The organism is Novosphingobium mississippiense, assembly GCF_044029535.1.
Taxonomy (GTDB): domain Bacteria; phylum Pseudomonadota; class Alphaproteobacteria; order Sphingomonadales; family Sphingomonadaceae; genus Novosphingobium.
The window spans coordinates 1,975,903-1,994,934 of sequence record NZ_CP147001.1 but is presented as its reverse complement, the minus strand read 5'-3'; the positions used below and the strand labels follow the sequence as shown (position 1 = coordinate 1,994,934).

The following is a 19,032-nucleotide window of genomic DNA, read 5'->3' as shown; positions in this document are numbered from 1 at the left end:
CGACAGACCCGATCGCCGCCGCCCTTAGCTTGTTCAGACTTCCAAGATGTTCGAGTCTGGCATTATCGACCACGTACGCAGCAGCGCCGTGTTCGCTTCGCCGCCCTGGCGGGCACCCGGCATCGCGAGGCCATAGAAGAGGTCGGTGGAGCCCACCGGCTGAGCCGTGGCGGTAATCGACGTCGCCGTGCCAGCTGCCGTGGTAGCGATGGCCGCCCCCCCCGGAGTTGCCGAAACGGAGAAGGTCGTCGGCGTCAGGCCAGTCGCGGAGACGTAATAGACCGTGTCGGCGGTAAGGCCGGTGGGCAGGGTCCCGCCTGCTGCATCGAACATGACAGGCGAGCCGGCCTCCAGGCCGTGGCCGCCGGGCCACGTCACGACACCAGGCGTGCCGACGCTGATTTCGACTTCACCCTCTGATGCGCAGCCAGCGCCCCATTCGACCTTGAATGCATAGGGGTTGCAGCTGTCGATAGCCGCCTTGAACGCGATCTGACCCGGATCATTCGGGAGCGGCGCAAAGGTGTTTTCCATCGAGGCGCCGTTCTTGGTGCCCTTGATGTTGCGGGTGCGGCCTTCGTTGATGAAGTTCTGGCTGATGATCTCCTGGGTGTCGCCGAGCGAACCGCTCTGCGTCCACCCGCCGATCTCGACCCACGCCGCTTCCTGCGCCGCGAAATCGGCCAGGACGACCTCGCCTTTTGGCGCGACGCGCGTACCGATGAAAATCTTCGATCCTGCTACAGCCTGCAATCCCATGTCCGGCGCTCCCGTTACCCAGGACACAGCTGGGCGGTTCAAATCGCCTGAACATTACAACGGGGAGATTGAATGCGCAACATTTGTGCGTGATGACGCATCAATTGTTCGAGTCGGCGCCTGATTCGACACCGATCTGATTATGGGGCATGCACGCGACTTGAGGGGGAATGCACCATGCCATTTGTTATTTTGCTCGCCGTGCTCATTATCGTTCCGATCATTTTCGGCGTCATGCGGACAGGCAGCAAGGTCAGGAAGTTCCAGAAACTCGGCGACATTCGCGGCATGCAGATGAAGGACATTATCCGAAAGGTTGGAATGCCGACCTCCATCTCCGCAAGTACCAATGGCGGCCAGCTATACCAGTGGATCGGTACGTCAGGCCGCTCGGGATATCATTATGCTATCGTGTCGGACGGGCAGGGTGGTGCGGTCGGATACACGCATCAATTTGTGCGGTGATGGCCCTTATGCTGGACTGATCTCTCGCACCTTGAGGCACTGCTTGGCCATCTTGGCCACTGCCTTATCATTGGCGCCTTGCTTTACGGGATGTCGGTAGAAGATGCGCATGGTGGTCGATCCCGCCTCGTCCCGCACCTTGAATGTCTGCCAAGGCTCTGCCTTCGGCCCCCACATCAGGTGAGGTGCAACGTCAATATCGCTGCCGCCGTCCACTGGAATGACCGTGGCGTCACCGTTGCGGTTCATCTCTCTCGTGATGCACGCCGTGGCGTCGGTAACACTCATATCCAGCGTGACGACCTTGCCCCAGTCCCGGTGGGGATAGTCAGTGTCGGAGCGAGCTGAGGCTTGCGTGGCAAGTGCGGCGAATCCAGCGAGCAGAAGGGCGGGTGTTCTCATGGCGAGGAACCTGTCATCATCACGCCCGCTTGGCCAGCCTCACATGCTCGACCAGAATACCCGCACCACGGCGACGCGATATGCGCCGTCCACATAAGGTTGCAGTGCCGCGCTGTCCTGCGTTACCCGCAGCCGAGACGGGCCGTAGGTCATGCATGCGTCGGCGGGAAAATGTTCTGCGATCTGGCCCGCTAGTTCCTTGAGCTGGGTATGCGACAGAGGCCTCGCAATCGGCCATTGCAGCGAGAGCATGAGCGTGCCGCTGCGAACATGATCGACACCGGCGTTGCCCCGGCGCGCGATGCCGACACGGACGGGGTCATTGGTCACATCTGAGACGAGGATATAAGGCGCCGGACCCACCGCGTCCGCTGGCGGCGTAACGATGGCGTCTGGATCGTAGACCGGAACAACCGGTGCGGTAACCAGCGTGGCGATGCGCGCCTTGAGAGCAAGCCAGTCCGTCGTTTCAATCGCTGGCATTACCTGCCCCTCAGTTTCGCGGCTTGGCGTTTTACGATCTCGGGCCATTGCGCCGCTGCCGCTTCGGCGAACCCATATCCGGTCTGGTTGTAGGTTCGGCCAAGGCTGTCTTCGCCGATGAAACCGTAGTTCATCCGGCGCGAATAAGCCGCTTGCCAACCGATATAGATCATCTCGCCTGGTTTGATCCCGGCGATTCCGTTCAAGAACCCGCCGCCCTTCGCCTCGCCCTCGATGATCGGCGGTGGCTTATTGTCCACGACCACAGAGCGAGCCAAGTTGCCGGTCTTGACCGGAACCCGGCCTCCATTGGGAATGGTGGTGCTGGCCACGGTGGCGAGATCCTGCACGGCGCCGCGCAGCAGGGCCGTGAGGAGTTTGTCCTTAGATTCCGCCCATGTGGACGGATCAACGCCGGACCAGCTAGTGGCCATCAGTACAGCGCTTTGCCGCGCTTGAGTGGCATAATCGCTTCGGGGCCAGCCTTACCCATCTCCGAGATACCACCGCCACTGCTGCCATCAGACCCAATCGCCTTGCTCTTGGGCGTGACTATCTCGCTAATGCCCGCAACCACATGACCGCCGGCTTCAGCAAGCTTTCCTCGAATGATGGCGTCCCGAAGCTTGCGGCGTCGTTCTTCACATTTCTCGCAGGCCATTGCTATTCTCCTGTCCACGTTGTAACAATTTCATGGGCTGACCAACAACGGCACCGGTTAAGGTGAACCGATCGGGTCAGCCCAATCATCCAAGCAACCCAAATGCCCAGTCGATATCGAAATCTGTCGAGCACCGGCAGTTTGCGTTGTTCTTCACGCCGCCATCAGGGTCGTGGCTGTGCTGCATCACGGAGCCATCAGGGAGGTGGAACGGCACATCGATGCCATCGACGCTCTTGTTGTTCATGTGGAGGTGCCAATCGCGAGCATGGCGGACGCCACCGTTGTGCCGCCACGTCTTGGTCACCGCGCTATCGGACAGCCCGACCTTGTCGAGCGACTGGCGCGTGGCCTCGGCCCGGGCGGCCATGACGCCCTGTGCTGTCTCAGTTCGAGCGATGTCCTCGGCGCGCCGGGAGAGCAAGCGGTCGGCATACTTGGCTGCCATCTCGTCGACCTTATCGGCCGTCAGCGGATTGGGCTTACCGGCCGCTACATCGCGGATGGCCTTCATGATCGAGCGATCATAGCGGCGATCGCGCAGGGTCTGGCCAGTGCCTTCGACCCAAGCGCCGTCACGGAAGGAGCCCAGCACCTTCATCATCTCGTCCGGATCACCGGAGTGCAGGCGTTGCCGCATGTTGTCCACGTAGCCCACCTGGGGATCAGACAGGCCGACTATGCCGCCTTCGCGTCGCCCGCTGATCGGATTTACGCGCCCCGCGATATCGATCGCGATATTCTGTGGACCGTCGCCGCGCTGGAAGCCATCGGCAATGACCTTGCGCGCCGCCTCTACCTGTTCGTCCACGTATCCGGCCACACGTGTCGCGGCTTCGGTGCGGATCTTCGCTTCGGCTCGTGGATTGGTCATGTCGAAACGGAAAACTACGTTCCCGCCGCCTGGCGCCGAAAGCGTCGGAGGTGAGGGTGGAGCGGGCGCGATGGGGCCTGATGGACCGATTGGCGCGGCCTCCGGTTCCGGCGGGGTAAGAATGGGAGATCGGATCGACGGTGCAGACCGGTCGACCTTCGGCAGCGCCGCGGCGCGTTGCTTGGTCAGCTCGGCGGCGATCTCGCTGCCGGCCTGCTCAAAGGCCGATTGCCTCTCCAGCATGTACTTGGAGAATGCGCCTCGATCGATGTTCAGCGCGGCTATCGCGGCGTCAACGTCGCCGGCGCGCAGAGCAACGATCAGCGCGTCATAGTCGATCCCGCCGCGCAGGTTCCTGATGGCCGCCAGAAACGCCGCGGCTAGGGCCGGAGCGAGTGCAGCGAGGAGATTGTCGATCGTTTCGTCCATCACTGCCTCAGGACGAATTGCACGGCGCAGACTGTGCCGACGGCGGGGATGTTCTTGACCGAGAGCACCGTGACAGGCTTGCCATCAAGCTCGACCGCATCAGCGGGATCGTACTCACCATCCCACGGAGCCACGATTGCAATCAGGTCTGTCGCGACGATCTGGCCACCCGTTTCGATGGGGGCGCCGATCAGTTCCTTGCCAACACCGCGCGCGGCGCCATCCAGTGGCGTGACTTCGCGCGTCGGATCGGCAGGTGGGTTCCATTCGTTGGCCGGCGGCGGCCCAGGGACGAGACGAACAAGCGCGATCGATCCTTGCCCAAGTCCGCCTTCACTGGCCGGTGCAAGGAGGTCGATGGCGGTCTGCCGCATGTCTGCATAGAACTCGCCCATCAGCAGCCGAGGCTCCAGAGGAAGGCACCGTTCTTGTCCTCGCAGATGAACTGAGAGAGCAGTCCATCTATAATGCTATCTATAAATGATGGACCGGATCCGACTTCGGCTTTTCCGTCATCAAAGAATTCCCTCTCAATGACATCTACGCGCTGCCGCTTTACCCGCGTTCCCGATGTGACGACCGGCCCGGCGAGAACGCCAGGTGTTGAGCCCTCCAGCCATGCCGCCCGATACGTTGCGGTGACGATCGAGGGCGGGATCACGTCATCGGGAACGGCGAGTGTGCAGTTCATCCGTGCGCCGGTACGCGGCCAAGCAAGCTCCTGGAGCGCGCCATCGGTGCGAACGCCAGTCCAGTACGGCTCATATCCATCGACATAGGCGCTTCCCCGCGCCCGCAGGACGGCAGGCGCGGGGACATCGTCAGGCAGAGTGTAACCCTGCTCGGCAAGCCATGTCGTGAACCCATCATCCGTGCCGTAGGCGGCCATATTCATTCCTTACGAAAAAGGCCGCCGCCCTGGTTGAGCAGCGGCCTCAAAGCATTCGAGCTCAGGCTTCGGATTACGCGAGGCCAGCCCGGCGCGTTTCGAAAATCGATCGCGGGTGATCGCTAACGAAGCGGAAGTCATCCGCGCGAGCGAAAGTCGGGATGAGGTCGAACGTGCGGCTGATCGCTGCCGCAATCGCATTGGATGCGAACACGACGGCGGTGATGGCGGCCAGTGCAATGAAACTGAAGATGCGTCCCATGGGTCTTCTCCTGAGTAAAACGCGTTGGTTGCCAATCAGGCCTTGGCCGCTTCCTCGCGAGCAAGCTCGATCGCCGAAACGATGTCGGCGTTCGTCGCGTTGTCTTCGACCGTGACGTTCTCGGCCTTGGCGATCGCCAGCAACTCGGCCTTGTTCTTCCCGGTCAGGGCAACAGCGCCTGACGAGGCGTTCTTCTCGATCACCTCGTACTTGCCAGCCCATGCCGCAGGCGGCTCGTCCTGAAGCGTCAGTTCGGTGCCGGGCGCGATCTCACCCTTCAGGCCATAGATGCCCGAGTGCGTATCGCTGCCACCGATTCCCTTGATGAGGATCTTCATATCGATCTCCCTTCCGGCCGCCGTCAGTTGACGACGACCGAGTAGAACACGCCGCTGCGACCATTAATGTCGGCGCGGATCTCGATACCCATCGCGTTCCAGACTTCGAACTGGTAGTTGGCGCGCGGGTGCTGGCGGGGCATGGCGACGGTCGAGGTCGCCATCGCCACCAGCGGACGAATGTAATCGGCGTTCGGGACAAATCCGAAGAACGAGTTGCCCGAAAGCTCGAAAGACACCGCCACCTTGTTGACGCGGCGATTGCCCAGCACGTAATCGAGGATGGTGCCCGGCTTGTAGCCCGCCGAACCCGAATAGGGGCGGTCCCAGTTGCGAGCGATCTCGGGCGAGATGTACAGGTTGACGCCACCCGTGATGTAGTTGGCGTCAAGCATCGCGCCGAACGGGCCAGCAAGGAATGCGTCGATGTCGTCCGCGCCGGCGGTGGTGAGGTCGATGTTTGCGCCGCCAGCAGCCGATCCAAGGTTGATGGCCTTGGAGTAGGGAGAGGTGCGGATGCCATAGGCGGTATAGCCTTCGACAACGATCGAAGCGTCGCCGTCGAGCACGTAGAGTGCATTGTCGCGGCGCAGCTTGGCAACGTGCGCTTCCTGGTCGTCTGACAGGGCATCGAAGTTCTCCGACTGCAGCGTGTTCCATTCGCGCCATTCACGACCGTATCCGGTGGCGAAGATGGGAACGGGAGTGCCGCGGTAGTCGTAGGCCACCTTGTCGAGCGGAACCGGAACCTGACCACTCATCGAACGGACGACCACGCCGGCATCCGACGACACGCGGTTCAGGTGGACCAGTTTCCCGATGTTGACCGGCTTGGCCAAAGGCATGAGATCTGCCATCCAGACCTGACCTTCATCCGCGCGCATGACACGGCGGGTGATGTTGTCGAGATCCAGCCACGCATCACGCGGCAGCACAGCGGCAGCGTTGGCGGTCAGTCCCGAGGTATTACCCACAGCAACGAGGGCGTCCTCGGTCTGGTGGAAGTGCTCGCGTGCGAGGCTGAGCTCGCCCCACCATGCGCCATGCTGGCGGGGGTTGTTGGTGATGAGGTCTGCGGAAAAGTAGCGCATTTCGAGGCCCCCTTATGCCACGACGATGCCCGGCTGCGCCTTGCGGGCGCGCACGAGCTGGTCTGAACCGGACTGGTTGTTGTAGGCTTCTTCGGCGATCATCATGACGCGCTGGCCGGTGGTGGCGAGGACGAAGCGACCCGTTGCGTTGGTCGTCAGGTTTGCCCCCCGCGCGACATTGACGCCGGTCGGGACGCGGACGTTGAAGAACTGCTCGTCGAGCGGCTCCATGCCGATGACGCGGCTACCGGCAACAGATGCGGTATCGACACCCTTACCGGTCAGGTAGTGGTCCTGAGCAATGTACACCTTGGTTGCCGCGGCGGCGCCGGCGATGGCAAAGCTCGTCCCGCTTTCCACCAAGCCGATGCCGGGGGTGACTGCGGCAGCGCAAATGCGCTCCTGAACCTGCGGAAGCGTTTCGGAGGTCGGGCCTGCGAAAATCTTGTTGTAGCGAGCCATGGTCGGTTACTCCCCTGCCGGGATGGCGAAAGCAGGCTTTTCGCCAGACTGCGGCTTGTAAACGCCGTTCACGCGGAAGGCGGCGGGCTTCTCGTTGCTCTTTTCGAGCAGCGCGTTCAGCACCGGAGCGGTCGCGTCTTTGGCGATGTCCTCGGCAAGCAGGCCACCTTCAACGACCTTGTTCACCAGCACCAGACGATCGGCTTCGGCCTTGTCGGCTGCATCCTTGGCAGCAGCGGCCTGCGCATCGGTGAAGGGCTTGAGGGCATTGCCCACGGCGGTTGCGATCTTGTCGTCGAGGCCGGTCATGCAATCGGCCAGCGCCGCTACCTTGCCGGTCAGCTCGTCGAACTGAGCCTTGTCCATTGCTTCGTGCTCCGTGTTCAGGGCATCGCCCTCGATGTTGTCGGGCGTCGGGCCGCCCTGAACTTCCCCAGTGATAATCTGAATGATGCGCCGAAGCAACGGCAAACGTTCTTTTCGTTCAACAGCGCGCAACATACTTTCAGCAGACCACGCGAGGTCGCGGTCGATATCGTCGTCGATCGTGCAGTTCATGACGTCGACTTTCTCGCCATCGGGGGCAGCGGCGGCGTTGACCATCAGTCCCACGCCCTGCTTTGGGGTGGCCGCGCCATCCTCGCCGATGAGGATCGCGTCGTGGTCGAACACGATGTCGGACGCCTCCCAGTCGACGCCCTCTTCGTTCTCGACAGCGGTGAGAATGGCATAGAGGCCGGTGGATGAGTGGATGGGCTCGCCCTTCTCGATCGCTTCCAGCACCGTCTTGCCGCCGTCCAGCTGGCTGGCAGTGGCGACGTCGATCACCTTGTCGACGAATACGCGGCCGTTCTCACGGCGCACGTTGCGGTTCCAGGCGCCGATCCAGCCACGCGCGAGGCCTTCGGGATCTTTCGCCGACACGAACGCGCCCTCGATGGTGGGATGGCCGAGCGGGGCAGGGGTGTTCTCCAGCGAGCCGAACGCCTTTGCGATCTCGTTCGCCGGGTAGCGCGTACGGTTCATCACGATGCCATCGGGCATGGTGGCGCTTGGCACGATGATGTAGTCGCGGCCGTCGCGGCGCTCGCGGCGGATACCAGAGCTATTGATGGCGCTGCGGACGTTGATGCGGACGGTCTTTCCGACCGCACTGTTCATTGCCGGCATTTTCATTGCCGGCTTCTTTTTGGCGGCATCCGATTCGAGGAAGCCAAGCGCATCCTCCATCTGCGTCATCATGAGCATCTGGCTCTTCTCACCAGCCGCGCCGGTCGTCGGTGCAGATCCGTCCATGTGCTTCTTGTGCAGCGCGATGGCCTTTTTCAGCGCCTCAATGGCTTTCGCTACGTTCATGGATTATCTCCAGGTGGAATATTCTGGGTCGGCCCGTCCTCGGCCTGCTGGCGTTGACGCTCCTCGCGCTCGCGCATGAACTCGTCCCAGCCCTCGACGTCCTCGGCGGCGGCATAGCCAGCCTCTTCGCGGATCTCGTCAGGCAGGAACACAGGCTCAGCGGCCTGCTGGCTGTTGATGCTGGACATCTTGACGGCGCGGTCGAGCTTGTCGTCTGGGGTGGCTTCCAGGAGCGAAGTCCAACCCACCGTCCAATCCTTACGGTCCAGCACGCCCCACTTCACCAGGCGCTCGACGAACTCGTACAGGATCGGCAGCACGCGGTTTTCGCGGCGCGACATGTTCGTATCGGCCCAGCCCTTGGCGTCCTCCGTGCTGGCGCGCTCGCCGGTAATATTGCCGACTAGTTCCTTGAATGGGATCTGCATCGATGCCGCGAAGGACTGGACGCAGGTTTCCCAGAACTCCTTAGGCTGGGGCAGGGTTATCGTCAGGGGCTTGGCCGTGAAGCCGCCGAGCATCAGGAACTTGTCGAATCCGTTCTGGAAGTCGTCGGCCTTGTCGTTCAGCATATCGCGGGCTTCCTCGGGCGTGGCCGCCCCCATGCCGCGCATCATGTCCTGCATGGATACGCCCTGCGAATTCTCTACGATCGGGGCGCCGCGCGCGGATTTCCAGAAGCCTTCGGCGCCAGCGCCCTTGATCTTCTCGGCGTCGGAAACGTCGTTGTAGCCCGGCTCCAGTGCCGAGCTTCCATTCACTGAGCCGTCGTCCGACCAGATCAGCACGCGGTCGCGGTGAATGCGCACTTGTGACTTCGGAACCGCCTGGGGCTCGCCCACAGCCTGCTCGTCGAACTGGAAATAGAGCGGCTCGCCGTAGGTTTCGCTGCCCTCGGTCTGGTCCCACTCTACGACGGTAAGCTGCCCCTCCCACGCGGGAGCAATACCGACGATGTTCTCGATGCCGCGGCGCACAGAGGTAACAGGCTGGTCGAGCCGCTGGCCGTCGCGCAGGTAGATGATCGCGCCAGCATAAGCCCCGACCATAGACCGGCGGTCTGCGTCCATCAGCCCGCGCCAGATGCCCTTGCGGGCGAAGTGCTTGGCGATATCGGCCTCTGCGGGCGTCGCGGCGGGCTTCTCACTCTCCCACAAGGAGGGCATGGTGGCCCACGTCTTCGCGATCGTCTTGTCTACGGCAGCGGCAGCAATCCCCGACCGGCAGTACATGCGGTGAAAATCGTGGAAGGTCAGTTCATCCTTCCACCCGTAGTCCTTGGCGTAATCGTGCTTGGCCGACATGCCATAGGCCCACGGAAACACGCGCTGCAGCCTGTCCCGCATGAACGTCGCGGCATTGGCGATGATGGAAGGTTGCGCTGACATGGCACATAGTTACGCTAACGCGATATAATGCGCAATCATGTTGCTTTCAGAGGAACCAGCTTCCAACCGCGACTTCGACAGGCGCATAAGCCATGACGACCGCATCGGCCAGGTTGTGCGACGGGATTCCGCGCGTCTTCAGCGACTTCTTGCTCTCGACCTTCATGCGGCCGTTGACGCTCTCGCGCCGGGGCTGGGCTAGTTCGCCCTCCAGCTTCGAACGCATCGGCAGGCCTGAAGGGATTGAGATCAGCATGTCGGGATCGTAGGGCAGCCCATTGCGCGCCTGCCACGTATTGCGGAAGCGGTCGCCCAGCAGGCCCCAGCCTTGCGCCTTTTTGTTGGCGAACATGTCGCCATGCGTCTTGCCCGGCTGATATTCCTTGTCCTCGTCGGATGGGGTTTCCGATGCGGTCCAGCCCACGAACGAGATCTCGCGCGCCGGGTTCGGGCCGTGCAGGCGTTTGAACTCCCCGGGCACAGATGCGCCGACGCCGATGTCATCGATGTGGAGCGTGTCCAGCCCCTCGCGGACGACGGTCGGATATGCATGGGCGGCGGCAGCGTTCGGGTTCTCGTCCTGCCATTCCTCCAGGCCGGACAGGACGCAGCCATAGCGCCACGCCAGCGCGTTCGGGTCGTTCGACTTCGGCGCCACAACATCACCCTCGACGCCGCCGGAGATATCCATGCCGCCGATCTTGCCTCCGCCCATGGGGAAGCCCTTGATCTGCAGGTGCGCATCGATCGCGGCCTCAATCCACTTGGGCTTGATGATCGCAAGGGCGCTGTCTGCCACCGGCTCACCGAGGTAGACGTGGCGGTACAGTTCGGGGTCCGTCTTCTGCATTAGCGCGGCATCGTCGGCCAGCTCCTGCGGAAAGAACGGGTTGTCCGTGTAGTTGACCTTGAGGGTGACGCAGTAGGGCTTGCCGTTGTGGTGCGTCGGATAGATTGGATCGGTGACGAAGGCCTGATAGATGAAATCGAGCGGGCTGGCCGGATTGAAGCAGACGAAGATTTCGGATCCGCTCTTGCGCATCGTCGGCACCAGCGCGTTCCAGCTGTCCTTCGTGATACTCTCGCCCTCATCGATGAAGGCGGCATCGAAATTGGAGAACCCCTTGAGCTTCTGGTTCTGGAGGCGCTTGGACGATGCGCGGATGCCCGAGAACTTGAACACGCCTCCCGACGACGGGCATGTGATCTCGGTCTTGGTGATGTCGAAATAGGCGCCGAGGTTGCGGCGATCAATCTCTTCGACGATCTCCTGATAGCTGCTTTCAGCAATGGCCTCCATCAGCTCGCGGAAGCACACCACGCGCCATCCGCTGTAGAGCACGTTGTTGACCAGGATCGTGATGACGGTGCGGGTCTTGGAACTGCCGCGCCCGCCGTAGGAAACCTTGAAGCGCGCAGGCTGGAGGAACGGCTCGAAGATCGCCGGGAGCGGACATTCGAAGATGGGCCCGCCATTGTGGCCCACGCCGGGTGCGGTCTGCTCGATAGGCTTGGTGAGGAATCCGGTGGCGGGGCTCATGGGTTAGGCGCACTCACCCCCGCTGCGAGAGAGGGCGCGGCGGGCGATGACCACCACGTCGTCAACCTTCTCGTTCTGCCGGTGATTGTTGCGCTCGACTATCTGCGCGCAGCGTTCCAATGCCTCCCGCAGCCGCGCATTCTCCTCTGCCATCGCGAGGATGGCGCCGCGGTTATTCCAAAGGAGCGCCAGCAACTCGCCGTCAGTCCGCTCGAAACTACCGAGGGGACCGATCTGATTCGACAGCTTCACGCGGTCGAGCGCCTTGTTCTTGGCATCCGCGTTAGCCTTGCTATGCTGCCGGACTACGATGGTTTCAGACACAGCAGCCTCATCCAGCGCGCGCAGCTTGTCCGTGTCGATCTCGGTCATGGGGCCGTCCTTTCAAACAGGAGTTTCGGTTCGGTGGGGTGCTTGTCCTCGCGCGGTCGGCTAGGGACAGACCATGAGCGGCCCGGCGTCTCGGAGATCATCTTCCAGCCCGCCGCCGCCAGTGTGGTGCCAGGCTCGCGCTTGAGGATGTAGGTTCCAATCCTCTGATAGCCGAGCGCGAAGGCAGCGCGCGCCGCTGCACCATAGAGGAACGAGCAGGCGTTGCGGTGGCCGATGGTGCAGAGGCGGGTGACTTCCAGCGTCTTGCCGTCGTCACGGTGGCGCGAGACAGGGCGACCGACGATGACGACGCCGACCAGTTCGGTGCCAGCATAGGCCGCGATGCTGAATTTATGTCCCTGCGGAGGTGTGTGGTGCCGATGGTGCTCCCTAACGAATGCGACTGCATCGCTGAAATCGATGGGGGCGGCGGCAAGGCGCCCACTCATTCCCCCTCTCCCATAGCCGCCAGCGCAGCCCTCCACCCTTTCAGGGCATCCAGCACGGCCTTGATCGCGGCGTCGGCTGCACGGTTCGCCGCATCTCGCTCACGCCCTGTAGCTGAATGCATCGATATGCGTATGGCTTGTGAAACCTTCTCGCGCAGATCGGTCATCACCCCTCCCTCTCATCGCTGCGGAGGGCGCGGGTGAGGTCATGCAACTCGCGGCGCAGGGATTTTGCGGTAGTCTTCTGGCCGCGCCAATACCCTTGGGCGTGCTCGTTAACTGAGCGACCCAAGCCGTCAGAAGCCTCATCTTCCAGCGCCTCGCATCGGGCCATGATCGTCGTGACAACCTCGGACCATGCTCGGTTCTCCTCCAACGCCTCGGCGCGTTCGGCGGGGAGATCGCGCACCCGAGCGATGGCGGCATCTTGGGATAGGCCCGCGTCTCGCGCGGCGTTCCACTCGGCAATCTCGCGCGACACGGGCAACTTGCAAGGATCGCTTGCAGGTCCGGCGCTCCGGGCTTGCATTGCGGCGATGGCGGCGCGGAGATCGCTGGCAGCTTCCTCGACCGCTGGCTGATAGGGATGCACTTCCAGATCATCCGCTTTCACCGTGAGGATGAAAGCCGCGTACTGGTCGAGAATGTCCGCCGCCCTTGCAACCGTCTCCACCACATCGGCGGCGGGGGTGGGCTGGCGGGTGTTCCAGGCGGTGACATTTGCCGCGTGGTCGTTCGACACCTGTCCAGCAGATGCGCCGCAATCGTCGCAGGCAGGGCCAGTCGAAGTCTCGCTCATCCATCCATTGGCGTCGATGTCGCTCGATCCACAGAACGGACACGGCATCAGCTTCTCAGTCATGGTCTTGGTCTCCGGGGAGGGGGCTGGGGAGGGCCAGCGGCGCCTCCGACTTCACGAGGCGGTACGTCGGCTCCTTGGGGGACATGCTGCCGTCCGAGGAGCGCAGATCCTTGATGTCCACGATCAGGCCATTGAGCTTGGCGGCGTCCATCAGGGAGGCACGGGCGACAGAAAGGCCTGGCGCGTCACGGAGATCCTCACCCTTGTCGGCAATCCGGACGAGGCGCGCTGTAATGCCTGCCACCGTGATCTCAGTGCGTTTCGCCGCCCCAGCCTGTAATTCTGCCACGCGCGCCGTTACGTCCTCTTTTGTCCTCAGGCGCTGGGCGTTCTTGCGGCTCGGGCTGTATCCCGCTGCGGTATAGGCTGTGTCGGCGCTTTGACCTTTGGCAAGCTCCTGCGCAAACCGTTCGTGCCGGGCATTCTTGAGGGGCTTGGTCATGCCCCCGGCCCCTCAACATCGGCGTAACTCGTCACATCGGGGACGAGGTTGCCGACGGCATCACGCCAGCCATCCAGCCATGAGGCGATAGCGGGGAAGCCCCGGGACCAGACCAGCATATCCCTTCCGTCCATACGGTCAGCAGGCATGGCTGCGAGAGGGCGCCAAGCGATAGGGGCGGCGGGGATTGCGGTTGCGGTGTTCATGGTCAGTACCTCGTTTCGAATTGAGCAGTCCGGCGAGGATCCATCGCTGCGATCCAGTAGTCCTTGGGAAGGACGGTCACGGCGCGATCGATGTCGATCACGATGCGCTGGCCAGTCCCGAGCCGGACATATCTCGCGCCCCACGCCGCTGCGTTCTGGATCACCTCGGCGGATAGGAGCGTGAATGCCTTCGCCTCACTGTCGATGCCTGGCACCCTCTCCATGGCGCGGGTAAGTGCGTGGTGGGTGATGTGGATCATGCCGCCGCTCCCTGGTTCTTCGCCCATTCGTCCTGCTGGCGGCGCTTGGCGATCAGGTGATCCAGCAGGCTCGTGCTTCCGGCCGGGGCCTGACCCGGACGCTGGGGCAGGCCGCCATTGGCCAGGATCTCCTGATGCTTCCGGTTCAGCAGGGCGGACACGGTGCAGAACCAGTTCTTCTGCTTCGCCTCGGCGGCGGTTTGCAGCCAGGTGTCCAGGGTGGTCAGCTCGGCGGCGATGTCCGGGATCGCATGGAAGGCTTTCGCCCACTGGTCGAAGTCGCGCTGATTGAGGCGGATCATCTTCCCCGAAAAGGCGTAGCCAGAACCTCCTCCCTGCGACTTATCGTCCAAGGGGGTAGGGGGTTCTTTCTGGTCTCTGGCTTCTGGCTTCTGGGGCTTATCACCCCCCTTATCCGATGGGTTATCCGGTTGGTTATCCCAGCCAGAATTTCCCTTTTGTTTTCCGTCGCTTGATGAGAGGGCTGGGTTACCCCCTTTCTTCCCGTTTTTGCGGGCACTTTCAGCCTTCTTGTGATCGCGGGTCATTCGTCGCGAGTAGATGGCCCCGCTGGCCGCGCGTGAGAAAACGCCTGCGCCGTCGAGTTCAGCCAGCAATGCTGTGACCTCGCTTGGAGACGATCCTACTTGCACGGCGAGTTGGGCGTCTGTCGGGACGCGTCCGCCGATCAGGAGTTGGCCGTATCGCTCTGACCTATGCATAAGGGCGAGCATTTCGACCCACAGGCCGCGAGCAGCGAGGCTGCACATGCGCAGCTTCTCGTCAGCCCGCCAGTCTTGCGGGTAGAACTTCATCCAGGGATTTACCGGCATGCGAGCCACTCCTCCACGGGGGTTGACGACTTGCTGCGATTGCAGGGCGCGCATGCGCAGGTCAGGTTTTCGGGGTCATCTCCCCCACCACGCGAAACCGGAACAATGTGGTCGACCTCGAAGGGACCTTCGGCCTGGCCGCAGTAGGTGCAGCGGTAGCCGTCACGTTCGAGGATGAAGGCGCGCAGCCATTTGGGCAGCGGCTGTCGATCACCATCGCGGCCATACAGCACTGGATCGAAGGATTCGGACGATACCCTTCCGTCTTCGGTGAGGAAAATCTTGCCCTTCGCGAGAAGCGTTTCGCGCAGCGAACGCCACTTGCGGATCGATACGCCCATGTACCCGGCAAGCAGCCGCTCGGCGTCGAGGATGGGGCCCTGGCGGTCGTACATGAGGTCTTGCAGGGTCTGATAAGCCCCGCGCTCTTCGAGGGTCAGCGCCATGCAGCCGGCGAGGGCGTCGCTGTGGTAGCGCTTGTGGTAGGGGCGTGCGCTCATCTTAGCCTCTCACAGCTTGGTAGAAGCCGTGGAACTGGCCCACGGCGCGGCCCTCAACGCCGTTGCGGCGCTTGGCGACGATGAATTCGATCTGGCCTTGGATCTGCTCCAGGCTCTGTTCCCAATCGAACCGCTTGGGGTCCGTGGCGTCAGGCTCTTCCTTGCGCAGGTAGTATTCCATGCGGAGGAGGAAGAGCACGGCGTCGGCGTCCTGCTCGATCTGGCCGCTGTCGCGCAGATCGGAGAGCTGGGGCCGCTTGTCGGGACGCTGCTCAACAGAGCGAGACAGCTGGGCCAGCGCGAAGATGGCGACCGCGTTATCCTTGGCCATTGCCTTCAGGGCGCGAGAGACTTCCGAGACAGCCTCGTAGTTCAACCGGCCCTTGGTGTCCGGTGAGAGCAACTGCAGGTAGTCCACGACCACCAGTTCCAGCTTGTGGCCAGCGGCGGCCATGCGGCGCGCGTGGCGGCGGATCAGCATGTTCAGGCGGCCCACGGTCAGGTTGCCCGCGTCGATCACGCTGAACGGCAGGGTGGCCATGTGATCGCGGGCAGCGCAGACCGCCTGCTTCTGGCGGGCGTTCAGATCGCCGTCGCGGATCGCCGGGTAAGGCACTGCATCCACCGGGCCGTCAAAGCACATGTCTGCCGCCATGCGCGCGGCAAGCTCAGGGCTCGACATTTCCAGCGAGACATACAGGACGCCATGGCCCTTGCTGGCAGCGCCGAGGGCATACGAGAGCGCAAGCGCGGTCTTGCCCATGCCGGGGCGGCCGGCGCCAATCACCAACTGCTTCGGCTTCATGGGGCCAAGCAACTCGTCCAGGGAAGCGATGCAGCCACTGGTGACGCCGCGGTTCTGGTCCGCGTAGGTCATGAACAGCTCATCGAAGCAATCGGCGCCGGTTGGCTGGTGGATCGCATCGCTACCGCGCAGGGAAATGGCGGCGTCCGCCTCGGCGACAATGTGCTGCGTTGTGACTGTGAGGTCGGCGCAATCGAGTGCGGCCATGTTCAGCCCATCGGCCATGCGCCGGCGCTGGGCCAATTCGGCCAGCATCTTCGCGTTGTCGGCGACGTTCAGGCCGATGGCGTTGGTGAACAGCTTGGCGAGGTATGCGGGGCCGCCTACCTGAGAAATCGCCTCGTCGTTCTCGAAAAAGCCCTTGATGGTGACCGGGTTCGCACCCTTACCTTTGGTGGCCTGGTCGAGGATCGCGGAGAAAATACGCGAGTGCAGGGGCTCCGAGAAGTCCTCGGGCTGCAGAATGTCGGCGACGCGATCGATCGTGGCGTTTTCCCGCATCATGCCGCCAAGCACTTCAACTTCGGCATCGATGTTGATCAGCGCGCTCATGCAGCACCGCGCGTGAACAGCTTGAAGAACTTCCGGTAAGCGGCACGGCGGCGCTTCTGGAATGATGGGCACTCGACCAGGGCGGGCTCTGCCATTTCCTTACGCGCCAGAGCAGCGTGCTTGTCGAAAGCGGCGGAAAGGTCGTCACGGGGCGTTGCGGGAATCACAGGCGCGACCCTCCATCTATGATTCGGGCGCGCGCATGCAGGTCAGCACGGGCCGCCTTGGCCGCGTCTGCAGCAGCGAAGTCGCTCGGATAAGTTTCCTGAGGGTAGACCAGGGGACGGCCACAGGCGGCGATCAGGCGCCACGAGAAGCCACCGGGGACCGGCACAACCTCAAAGGGGGCGGGGACGCTCACTGGGGCGCGCCTCCGATGTGGATCACGAACTCACCGGTGCGCGTCGGAGCGAACTCCACGGTTGGCGTCGCGAAGTGCTTGTCATCGATGCCGAGGGCATGGGCGATGCCGTCCTGATAGGATTTCACGGCAGCAACGACGTTGTCGCGATCGGGCAGCGGCCCTTTGGGCTTGGCGTGGACGACGATGTGCAGGCCTATGCTCTCGCCAGGCGTGAATGACGCGCGCTGGTGGAGTGCAAGCCCCCATGCCATCGTTTTGTGCGACTTGACCTTGCGGGCCTTGGCATGAGGGCTGCGGGTGCGGCCGTTGGGCCAGAGCAGCTTGTCAGGATAGGGGAGGCGTAAGATCACTGACGCTCCTCCGGTAAGAGGATGTCGTGCATTCCGTTGCGTTTGGCCTCGGCTACCAGCATCACGAGCTTGCGGCGCGTGGCGTCGAGCTGGACCGGCAGATAGCGTCGGCGGTTGTAGGCGGAACGCTGGCGGGGTGTCTGCATCAGCTTTCACCCCATTTGTACGGGGTCATGCGGGCGTGGCCCTTGGCGAGCAGATCGGCGCGCAGCTGATCATGCAGGGCGCGGTGACGCTCCCGAGCCTTATCCGCCTTGATCTGGGCGAGAGCGCGGCCGGGGTTCTCTGGCTCGGCGGCCACTGCGGGCGCCGGGGCGCGGCGAAACAGACGCAGCACGCCTAGAACTCCAGACCAAGCTGGACCGAATAGGTCTCGATCAGAGCCTCGCGTTCGGCCAGCTTCTGGCGGTCCATTGCGCGGCGCTTGATCATTTCCTTCATGATCACAGGATCGAAGCCCTCGGCCTTCGCCGCGCTGAAACGGTCCTTGATGTCCTCGTTCAGCCCCTTGCGTTCTTCGAGCAGCCGTTCGACGGCCTCGATGTGCTGGCGGAGGATTTTTGCGGTGGTGCTATCGTCAGCCATGGTTGGCGGTTCCCTTGATCTGGTCGGCCTCAAGGCAGATGGCCGTGAGGGCCGTCATGATGGGGCGGATGGTGTCGGCGAGCTGGCAGGTCTCGCGGTGGTCGCGGTGACCGTCGGCCAGCGCTTCGGCGAACTGGCCAGCAAGGTTCGACAGTCGCGAAATGGTGGCGAGGTCGTTGGCGGGCTCGCTCTGGAGAGGCTTCACGCTTAGGCCATAGAGCGCAAAGACCTCGTCCAGCGCCGTGGAATCGAAGGCGAGGCTGTTCAGCGCGGTATGAAGTTCGGGCAGGGAATCGCCGGTCAGCGCGCGGTTGACCGTCGCCATGCTGCTGTCGATCGCATCGACGAAAGAGCCCTTTTTTCCGGCAGATACGCGAGCCCAACCGGCCGCAAGTTTGCCTTGCACATCCGATTTCGAATTGCGGCGAATTGCTCGGACATGATTGCTGCGGTGCGTCATACGGTCACTCATGTTCGAAGTGGTTGGAATCGTTGGCCGGAGCCGAGACGCGGGTGCAGTGATGCCGCCAGTGAGCGCGCGCTGCGGTGCGGTAGATCGCGGCAATGAGGAGCGGGCGCGGCATGGCTCAGCGCCCTCCGGGACCGGGGAAGCGGTCATAGGCACGGCAGGCGAGCCCATAGAGAGCGCCAAGGCCGCCAATGATGATGAGGATAGTGCCGCCGATCATGCGCGGCCTCCACGGCCGAGGCTTGACGCCTCGGCCGCTTCGGTCATGCTCGCAGTGTCACCAGCAAGCGAAAGAATAGGCCAGCCATGCAGGAACCCGAGGGACACGTCCTCACGCTCAACTGCGACTGCGGAAACCAGTTCAAGGAATCTCTCACTGGGAAGGACCTTGATACTTACGAGTTCAATTGCCCCGCCTGCGGCGTTGGCGAGAGACTCAAGCCTGAACAGGTCGCGGCGATCGTCGGCGCCGTTGATGCTGCCGCTCAAGAACTCAACGAGAGCCTGCGCCGCGTCGCCGAGCAATCCCCGTGGCTCAAGTACACACCGAAGTGACGAGAGCGATGCGCTAGCCGCGTCGCTGC

The 19,032-nt window shown here is 62.8% G+C and carries 32 protein-coding genes; 2 read left to right on the top strand and 30 right to left on the bottom strand.

All coding sequences use genetic code 11. The annotated features are described in order from the left end of the window. Positions 1-33 precede the first annotated feature (33 nt). Entirely contained in the window at positions 34-759 is a 726-nt protein-coding gene (locus WBP06_RS09500; RefSeq protein WP_395326938.1) for a hypothetical protein, read from the bottom strand. A 177-nt stretch (positions 760-936) separates the two neighbouring features. Between WBP06_RS09500 and WBP06_RS09495 the strand changes: the two genes are divergently transcribed. Beyond that, positions 937-1,224: a hypothetical protein gene (locus WBP06_RS09495; RefSeq protein ID WP_395326937.1), complete on the top strand. Its 288-nt coding sequence runs from the start codon at positions 937-939 to the stop codon at positions 1,222-1,224. 6 nt (positions 1,225-1,230) lie between these two features. Here WBP06_RS09495 and WBP06_RS09490 read toward each other — a convergent pair whose 3' ends face one another. From WBP06_RS09490 to WBP06_RS09350, 29 genes are all read right to left on the bottom strand, one after another. Continuing rightward, positions 1,231-1,626 carry a hypothetical protein gene (locus WBP06_RS09490; RefSeq protein ID WP_395326936.1) on the bottom strand — a complete coding sequence of 132 codons (396 nt, stop codon included), beginning with the start codon at positions 1,624-1,626 and terminating at the stop codon, positions 1,231-1,233. A 39-nt stretch (positions 1,627-1,665) separates the two neighbouring features. Further along, the gene (locus WBP06_RS09485) at positions 1,666-2,109 is read right to left on the bottom strand and encodes a phage tail terminator-like protein (protein ID WP_395326935.1); all 444 of its coding nucleotides are present in this window, start codon (positions 2,107-2,109) and stop codon (positions 1,666-1,668) included. After that, positions 2,109-2,543, bottom strand: a complete 435-nt coding sequence (locus tag WBP06_RS09480) for a hypothetical protein (RefSeq protein ID WP_395326934.1) — start codon at positions 2,541-2,543, stop codon at positions 2,109-2,111. Before WBP06_RS09480 ends, WBP06_RS09485 begins: the two co-directional genes overlap by 1 nt. Beyond that, on the bottom strand, positions 2,543-2,770 hold the full coding sequence (locus WBP06_RS09475; protein ID WP_395326933.1) for a hypothetical protein: 228 nt from the start codon (positions 2,768-2,770) through the stop codon (positions 2,543-2,545). The genes WBP06_RS09480 and WBP06_RS09475 overlap by 1 nt, the downstream gene beginning before the upstream one ends. A gap of 85 nt (positions 2,771-2,855) precedes the next feature. Beyond that, positions 2,856-4,073 (bottom strand): hypothetical protein, encoded by a 1,218-nt coding sequence (locus tag WBP06_RS09470; RefSeq protein ID WP_395326932.1) that lies wholly within the window; start codon positions 4,071-4,073, stop codon positions 2,856-2,858. Continuing rightward, the gene (locus WBP06_RS09465) at positions 4,073-4,468 is read right to left on the bottom strand and encodes a hypothetical protein (protein WP_395326931.1); all 396 of its coding nucleotides are present in this window, start codon (positions 4,466-4,468) and stop codon (positions 4,073-4,075) included. Before WBP06_RS09465 ends, WBP06_RS09470 begins: the two co-directional genes overlap by 1 nt. Next, positions 4,468-4,962: a DnaT-like ssDNA-binding protein gene (locus tag WBP06_RS09460; protein ID WP_395326930.1), complete on the bottom strand. Its 495-nt coding sequence runs from the start codon at positions 4,960-4,962 to the stop codon at positions 4,468-4,470. Before WBP06_RS09460 ends, WBP06_RS09465 begins: the two co-directional genes overlap by 1 nt. A gap of 73 nt (positions 4,963-5,035) precedes the next feature. Then, on the bottom strand, positions 5,036-5,224 hold the full coding sequence (locus tag WBP06_RS09455) for a hypothetical protein (RefSeq protein WP_395326929.1): 189 nt from the start codon (positions 5,222-5,224) through the stop codon (positions 5,036-5,038). Between the two features lie 35 nt (positions 5,225-5,259). Next, positions 5,260-5,562, bottom strand: a complete 303-nt coding sequence (locus WBP06_RS09450; protein WP_395326928.1) for a hypothetical protein — start codon at positions 5,560-5,562, stop codon at positions 5,260-5,262. A 23-nt stretch (positions 5,563-5,585) separates the two neighbouring features. Continuing rightward, on the bottom strand, positions 5,586-6,653 hold the full coding sequence (locus WBP06_RS09445; RefSeq protein WP_395326927.1) for a major capsid protein: 1,068 nt from the start codon (positions 6,651-6,653) through the stop codon (positions 5,586-5,588). Positions 6,654-6,665: 12 nt separating this feature from the next. Beyond that, positions 6,666-7,115, bottom strand: a complete 450-nt coding sequence (locus WBP06_RS09440) for a hypothetical protein (protein ID WP_008827543.1) — start codon at positions 7,113-7,115, stop codon at positions 6,666-6,668. 6 nt (positions 7,116-7,121) lie between these two features. After that, positions 7,122-8,471, bottom strand: coding sequence for a hypothetical protein (locus WBP06_RS09435; RefSeq protein ID WP_395326926.1), 1,350 nt, complete (start codon positions 8,469-8,471; stop codon positions 7,122-7,124). Further along, positions 8,468-9,859 carry a hypothetical protein gene (locus tag WBP06_RS09430; RefSeq protein WP_395326925.1) on the bottom strand — a complete coding sequence of 464 codons (1,392 nt, stop codon included), beginning with the start codon at positions 9,857-9,859 and terminating at the stop codon, positions 8,468-8,470. The genes WBP06_RS09435 and WBP06_RS09430 overlap by 4 nt, the downstream gene beginning before the upstream one ends. Positions 9,860-9,905: 46 nt before the next feature. After that, on the bottom strand, positions 9,906-11,399 hold the full coding sequence (locus WBP06_RS09425; protein ID WP_395326924.1) for a PBSX family phage terminase large subunit: 1,494 nt from the start codon (positions 11,397-11,399) through the stop codon (positions 9,906-9,908). A gap of 3 nt (positions 11,400-11,402) precedes the next feature. Beyond that, positions 11,403-11,771: a hypothetical protein gene (locus WBP06_RS09420; RefSeq protein WP_395326923.1), complete on the bottom strand. Its 369-nt coding sequence runs from the start codon at positions 11,769-11,771 to the stop codon at positions 11,403-11,405. Further along, positions 11,768-12,220: an XF1762 family protein gene (locus tag WBP06_RS09415; protein ID WP_395326922.1), complete on the bottom strand. Its 453-nt coding sequence runs from the start codon at positions 12,218-12,220 to the stop codon at positions 11,768-11,770. Before WBP06_RS09415 ends, WBP06_RS09420 begins: the two co-directional genes overlap by 4 nt. Further along, positions 12,217-12,387 carry a hypothetical protein gene (locus WBP06_RS09410; protein ID WP_395326921.1) on the bottom strand — a complete coding sequence of 57 codons (171 nt, stop codon included), beginning with the start codon at positions 12,385-12,387 and terminating at the stop codon, positions 12,217-12,219. The genes WBP06_RS09415 and WBP06_RS09410 overlap by 4 nt, the downstream gene beginning before the upstream one ends. Further along, positions 12,387-13,082: a Lar family restriction alleviation protein gene (locus WBP06_RS09405; RefSeq protein WP_395326920.1), complete on the bottom strand. Its 696-nt coding sequence runs from the start codon at positions 13,080-13,082 to the stop codon at positions 12,387-12,389. The genes WBP06_RS09410 and WBP06_RS09405 overlap by 1 nt, the downstream gene beginning before the upstream one ends. Beyond that, positions 13,075-13,524 carry a terminase small subunit gene (locus WBP06_RS09400; protein WP_395326919.1) on the bottom strand — a complete coding sequence of 150 codons (450 nt, stop codon included), beginning with the start codon at positions 13,522-13,524 and terminating at the stop codon, positions 13,075-13,077. Before WBP06_RS09400 ends, WBP06_RS09405 begins: the two co-directional genes overlap by 8 nt. Then, a complete protein-coding gene (locus tag WBP06_RS09395; protein ID WP_395326918.1) occupies positions 13,521-13,643 on the bottom strand; it encodes a hypothetical protein in 123 nt (40 codons plus the stop codon). The genes WBP06_RS09400 and WBP06_RS09395 overlap by 4 nt, the downstream gene beginning before the upstream one ends. Before the next feature lie 89 nt (positions 13,644-13,732). After that, positions 13,733-13,990 (bottom strand): hypothetical protein, encoded by a 258-nt coding sequence (locus WBP06_RS09390; protein WP_395326917.1) that lies wholly within the window; start codon positions 13,988-13,990, stop codon positions 13,733-13,735. After that, complete coding sequence (locus WBP06_RS09385) at positions 13,987-14,823, bottom strand: hypothetical protein (protein ID WP_395326916.1); 837 nt, start codon at positions 14,821-14,823, stop codon at positions 13,987-13,989. The genes WBP06_RS09390 and WBP06_RS09385 overlap by 4 nt, the downstream gene beginning before the upstream one ends. Further along, positions 14,814-15,323, bottom strand: a complete 510-nt coding sequence (locus tag WBP06_RS09380; RefSeq protein WP_395326915.1) for an HNH endonuclease — start codon at positions 15,321-15,323, stop codon at positions 14,814-14,816. Before WBP06_RS09380 ends, WBP06_RS09385 begins: the two co-directional genes overlap by 10 nt. 1 nt (position 15,324) lies before the next feature. After that, positions 15,325-16,680: a replicative DNA helicase gene (locus WBP06_RS09375; RefSeq protein WP_395326914.1), complete on the bottom strand. Its 1,356-nt coding sequence runs from the start codon at positions 16,678-16,680 to the stop codon at positions 15,325-15,327. A gap of 357 nt (positions 16,681-17,037) precedes the next feature. Then, a complete protein-coding gene (locus WBP06_RS09370) occupies positions 17,038-17,394 on the bottom strand; it encodes a hypothetical protein (RefSeq protein WP_395326913.1) in 357 nt (118 codons plus the stop codon). Further along, a complete protein-coding gene (locus WBP06_RS09365) occupies positions 17,391-17,540 on the bottom strand; it encodes a hypothetical protein (protein ID WP_395326912.1) in 150 nt (49 codons plus the stop codon). The genes WBP06_RS09370 and WBP06_RS09365 overlap by 4 nt, the downstream gene beginning before the upstream one ends. Next, the gene (locus WBP06_RS09360; RefSeq protein WP_395326911.1) at positions 17,540-17,731 is read right to left on the bottom strand and encodes a hypothetical protein; all 192 of its coding nucleotides are present in this window, start codon (positions 17,729-17,731) and stop codon (positions 17,540-17,542) included. The genes WBP06_RS09365 and WBP06_RS09360 overlap by 1 nt, the downstream gene beginning before the upstream one ends. Positions 17,732-17,733: 2 nt before the next feature. Then, entirely contained in the window at positions 17,734-17,979 is a 246-nt protein-coding gene (locus WBP06_RS09355; protein ID WP_395326910.1) for a DUF2312 domain-containing protein, read from the bottom strand. Further along, the gene (locus WBP06_RS09350; protein ID WP_395326909.1) at positions 17,972-18,439 is read right to left on the bottom strand and encodes a hypothetical protein; all 468 of its coding nucleotides are present in this window, start codon (positions 18,437-18,439) and stop codon (positions 17,972-17,974) included. The genes WBP06_RS09355 and WBP06_RS09350 overlap by 8 nt, the downstream gene beginning before the upstream one ends. A 315-nt stretch (positions 18,440-18,754) precedes the next feature. Here WBP06_RS09350 and WBP06_RS09345 point away from each other — a divergent pair, with 315 nt between their 5' ends. Beyond that, positions 18,755-19,003 (top strand): hypothetical protein, encoded by a 249-nt coding sequence (locus WBP06_RS09345; protein WP_395326908.1) that lies wholly within the window; start codon positions 18,755-18,757, stop codon positions 19,001-19,003. The last annotated feature ends 29 nt before the right edge of the window (positions 19,004-19,032 follow it).

Excerpts from the sequence above, each read along its gene's own strand:
- WBP06_RS09470 (WP_395326932.1), bottom strand. The coding sequence starts at position 4,073 with ATGGACGAAACGATCGACAATCTCCTCGCTGCACTCGCTCCGGCCCTA.
- WBP06_RS09490 (WP_395326936.1), bottom strand. The coding sequence starts at position 1,626 with ATGAGAACACCCGCCCTTCTGCTCGCTGGATTCGCCGCACTTGCCACG.
- WBP06_RS09475 (WP_395326933.1), bottom strand. The coding sequence starts at position 2,770 with ATGGCCTGCGAGAAATGTGAAGAACGACGCCGCAAGCTTCGGGACGCC.
- WBP06_RS09415 (WP_395326922.1), bottom strand. The coding sequence starts at position 12,220 with ATGAGTGGGCGCCTTGCCGCCGCCCCCATCGATTTCAGCGATGCAGTC.
- WBP06_RS09390 (WP_395326917.1), bottom strand. The coding sequence starts at position 13,990 with ATGATCCACATCACCCACCACGCACTTACCCGCGCCATGGAGAGGGTG.
- WBP06_RS09395 (WP_395326918.1), bottom strand. The coding sequence starts at position 13,643 with ATGCTGGTCTGGTCCCGGGGCTTCCCCGCTATCGCCTCATGGCTGGAT.
- WBP06_RS09400 (WP_395326919.1), bottom strand. The coding sequence starts at position 13,524 with ATGACCAAGCCCCTCAAGAATGCCCGGCACGAACGGTTTGCGCAGGAG.
- WBP06_RS09495 (WP_395326937.1), top strand. The coding sequence starts at position 937 with ATGCCATTTGTTATTTTGCTCGCCGTGCTCATTATCGTTCCGATCATT.
- WBP06_RS09345 (WP_395326908.1), top strand. The coding sequence starts at position 18,755 with ATGCAGGAACCCGAGGGACACGTCCTCACGCTCAACTGCGACTGCGGA.
- WBP06_RS09375 (WP_395326914.1), bottom strand. The coding sequence starts at position 16,680 with ATGAGCGCGCTGATCAACATCGATGCCGAAGTTGAAGTGCTTGGCGGC.
- WBP06_RS09405 (WP_395326920.1), bottom strand. The coding sequence starts at position 13,082 with ATGACTGAGAAGCTGATGCCGTGTCCGTTCTGTGGATCGAGCGACATC.
- WBP06_RS09460 (WP_395326930.1), bottom strand. The coding sequence starts at position 4,962 with ATGGCCGCCTACGGCACGGATGATGGGTTCACGACATGGCTTGCCGAG.
- WBP06_RS09425 (WP_395326924.1), bottom strand. The coding sequence starts at position 11,399 with ATGAGCCCCGCCACCGGATTCCTCACCAAGCCTATCGAGCAGACCGCA.
- WBP06_RS09380 (WP_395326915.1), bottom strand. The coding sequence starts at position 15,323 with ATGAGCGCACGCCCCTACCACAAGCGCTACCACAGCGACGCCCTCGCC.
- WBP06_RS09455 (WP_395326929.1), bottom strand. The coding sequence starts at position 5,224 with ATGGGACGCATCTTCAGTTTCATTGCACTGGCCGCCATCACCGCCGTC.
- WBP06_RS09410 (WP_395326921.1), bottom strand. The coding sequence starts at position 12,387 with ATGACCGATCTGCGCGAGAAGGTTTCACAAGCCATACGCATATCGATG.
- WBP06_RS09465 (WP_395326931.1), bottom strand. The coding sequence starts at position 4,468 with ATGGGCGAGTTCTATGCAGACATGCGGCAGACCGCCATCGACCTCCTT.
- WBP06_RS09500 (WP_395326938.1), bottom strand. The coding sequence starts at position 759 with ATGGGATTGCAGGCTGTAGCAGGATCGAAGATTTTCATCGGTACGCGC.
- WBP06_RS09450 (WP_395326928.1), bottom strand. The coding sequence starts at position 5,562 with ATGAAGATCCTCATCAAGGGAATCGGTGGCAGCGATACGCACTCGGGC.
- WBP06_RS09445 (WP_395326927.1), bottom strand. The coding sequence starts at position 6,653 with ATGCGCTACTTTTCCGCAGACCTCATCACCAACAACCCCCGCCAGCAT.
- WBP06_RS09355 (WP_395326910.1), bottom strand. The coding sequence starts at position 17,979 with ATGGCTGACGATAGCACCACCGCAAAAATCCTCCGCCAGCACATCGAG.
- WBP06_RS09365 (WP_395326912.1), bottom strand. The coding sequence starts at position 17,540 with ATGCAGACACCCCGCCAGCGTTCCGCCTACAACCGCCGACGCTATCTG.
- WBP06_RS09485 (WP_395326935.1), bottom strand. The coding sequence starts at position 2,109 with ATGCCAGCGATTGAAACGACGGACTGGCTTGCTCTCAAGGCGCGCATC.
- WBP06_RS09350 (WP_395326909.1), bottom strand. The coding sequence starts at position 18,439 with ATGACGCACCGCAGCAATCATGTCCGAGCAATTCGCCGCAATTCGAAA.
- WBP06_RS09440 (WP_008827543.1), bottom strand. The coding sequence starts at position 7,115 with ATGGCTCGCTACAACAAGATTTTCGCAGGCCCGACCTCCGAAACGCTT.
- WBP06_RS09430 (WP_395326925.1), bottom strand. The coding sequence starts at position 9,859 with ATGTCAGCGCAACCTTCCATCATCGCCAATGCCGCGACGTTCATGCGG.
- WBP06_RS09385 (WP_395326916.1), bottom strand. The coding sequence starts at position 14,823 with ATGCCGGTAAATCCCTGGATGAAGTTCTACCCGCAAGACTGGCGGGCT.
- WBP06_RS09435 (WP_395326926.1), bottom strand. The coding sequence starts at position 8,471 with ATGAACGTAGCGAAAGCCATTGAGGCGCTGAAAAAGGCCATCGCGCTG.
- WBP06_RS09420 (WP_395326923.1), bottom strand. The coding sequence starts at position 11,771 with ATGACCGAGATCGACACGGACAAGCTGCGCGCGCTGGATGAGGCTGCT.
- WBP06_RS09480 (WP_395326934.1), bottom strand. The coding sequence starts at position 2,543 with ATGGCCACTAGCTGGTCCGGCGTTGATCCGTCCACATGGGCGGAATCT.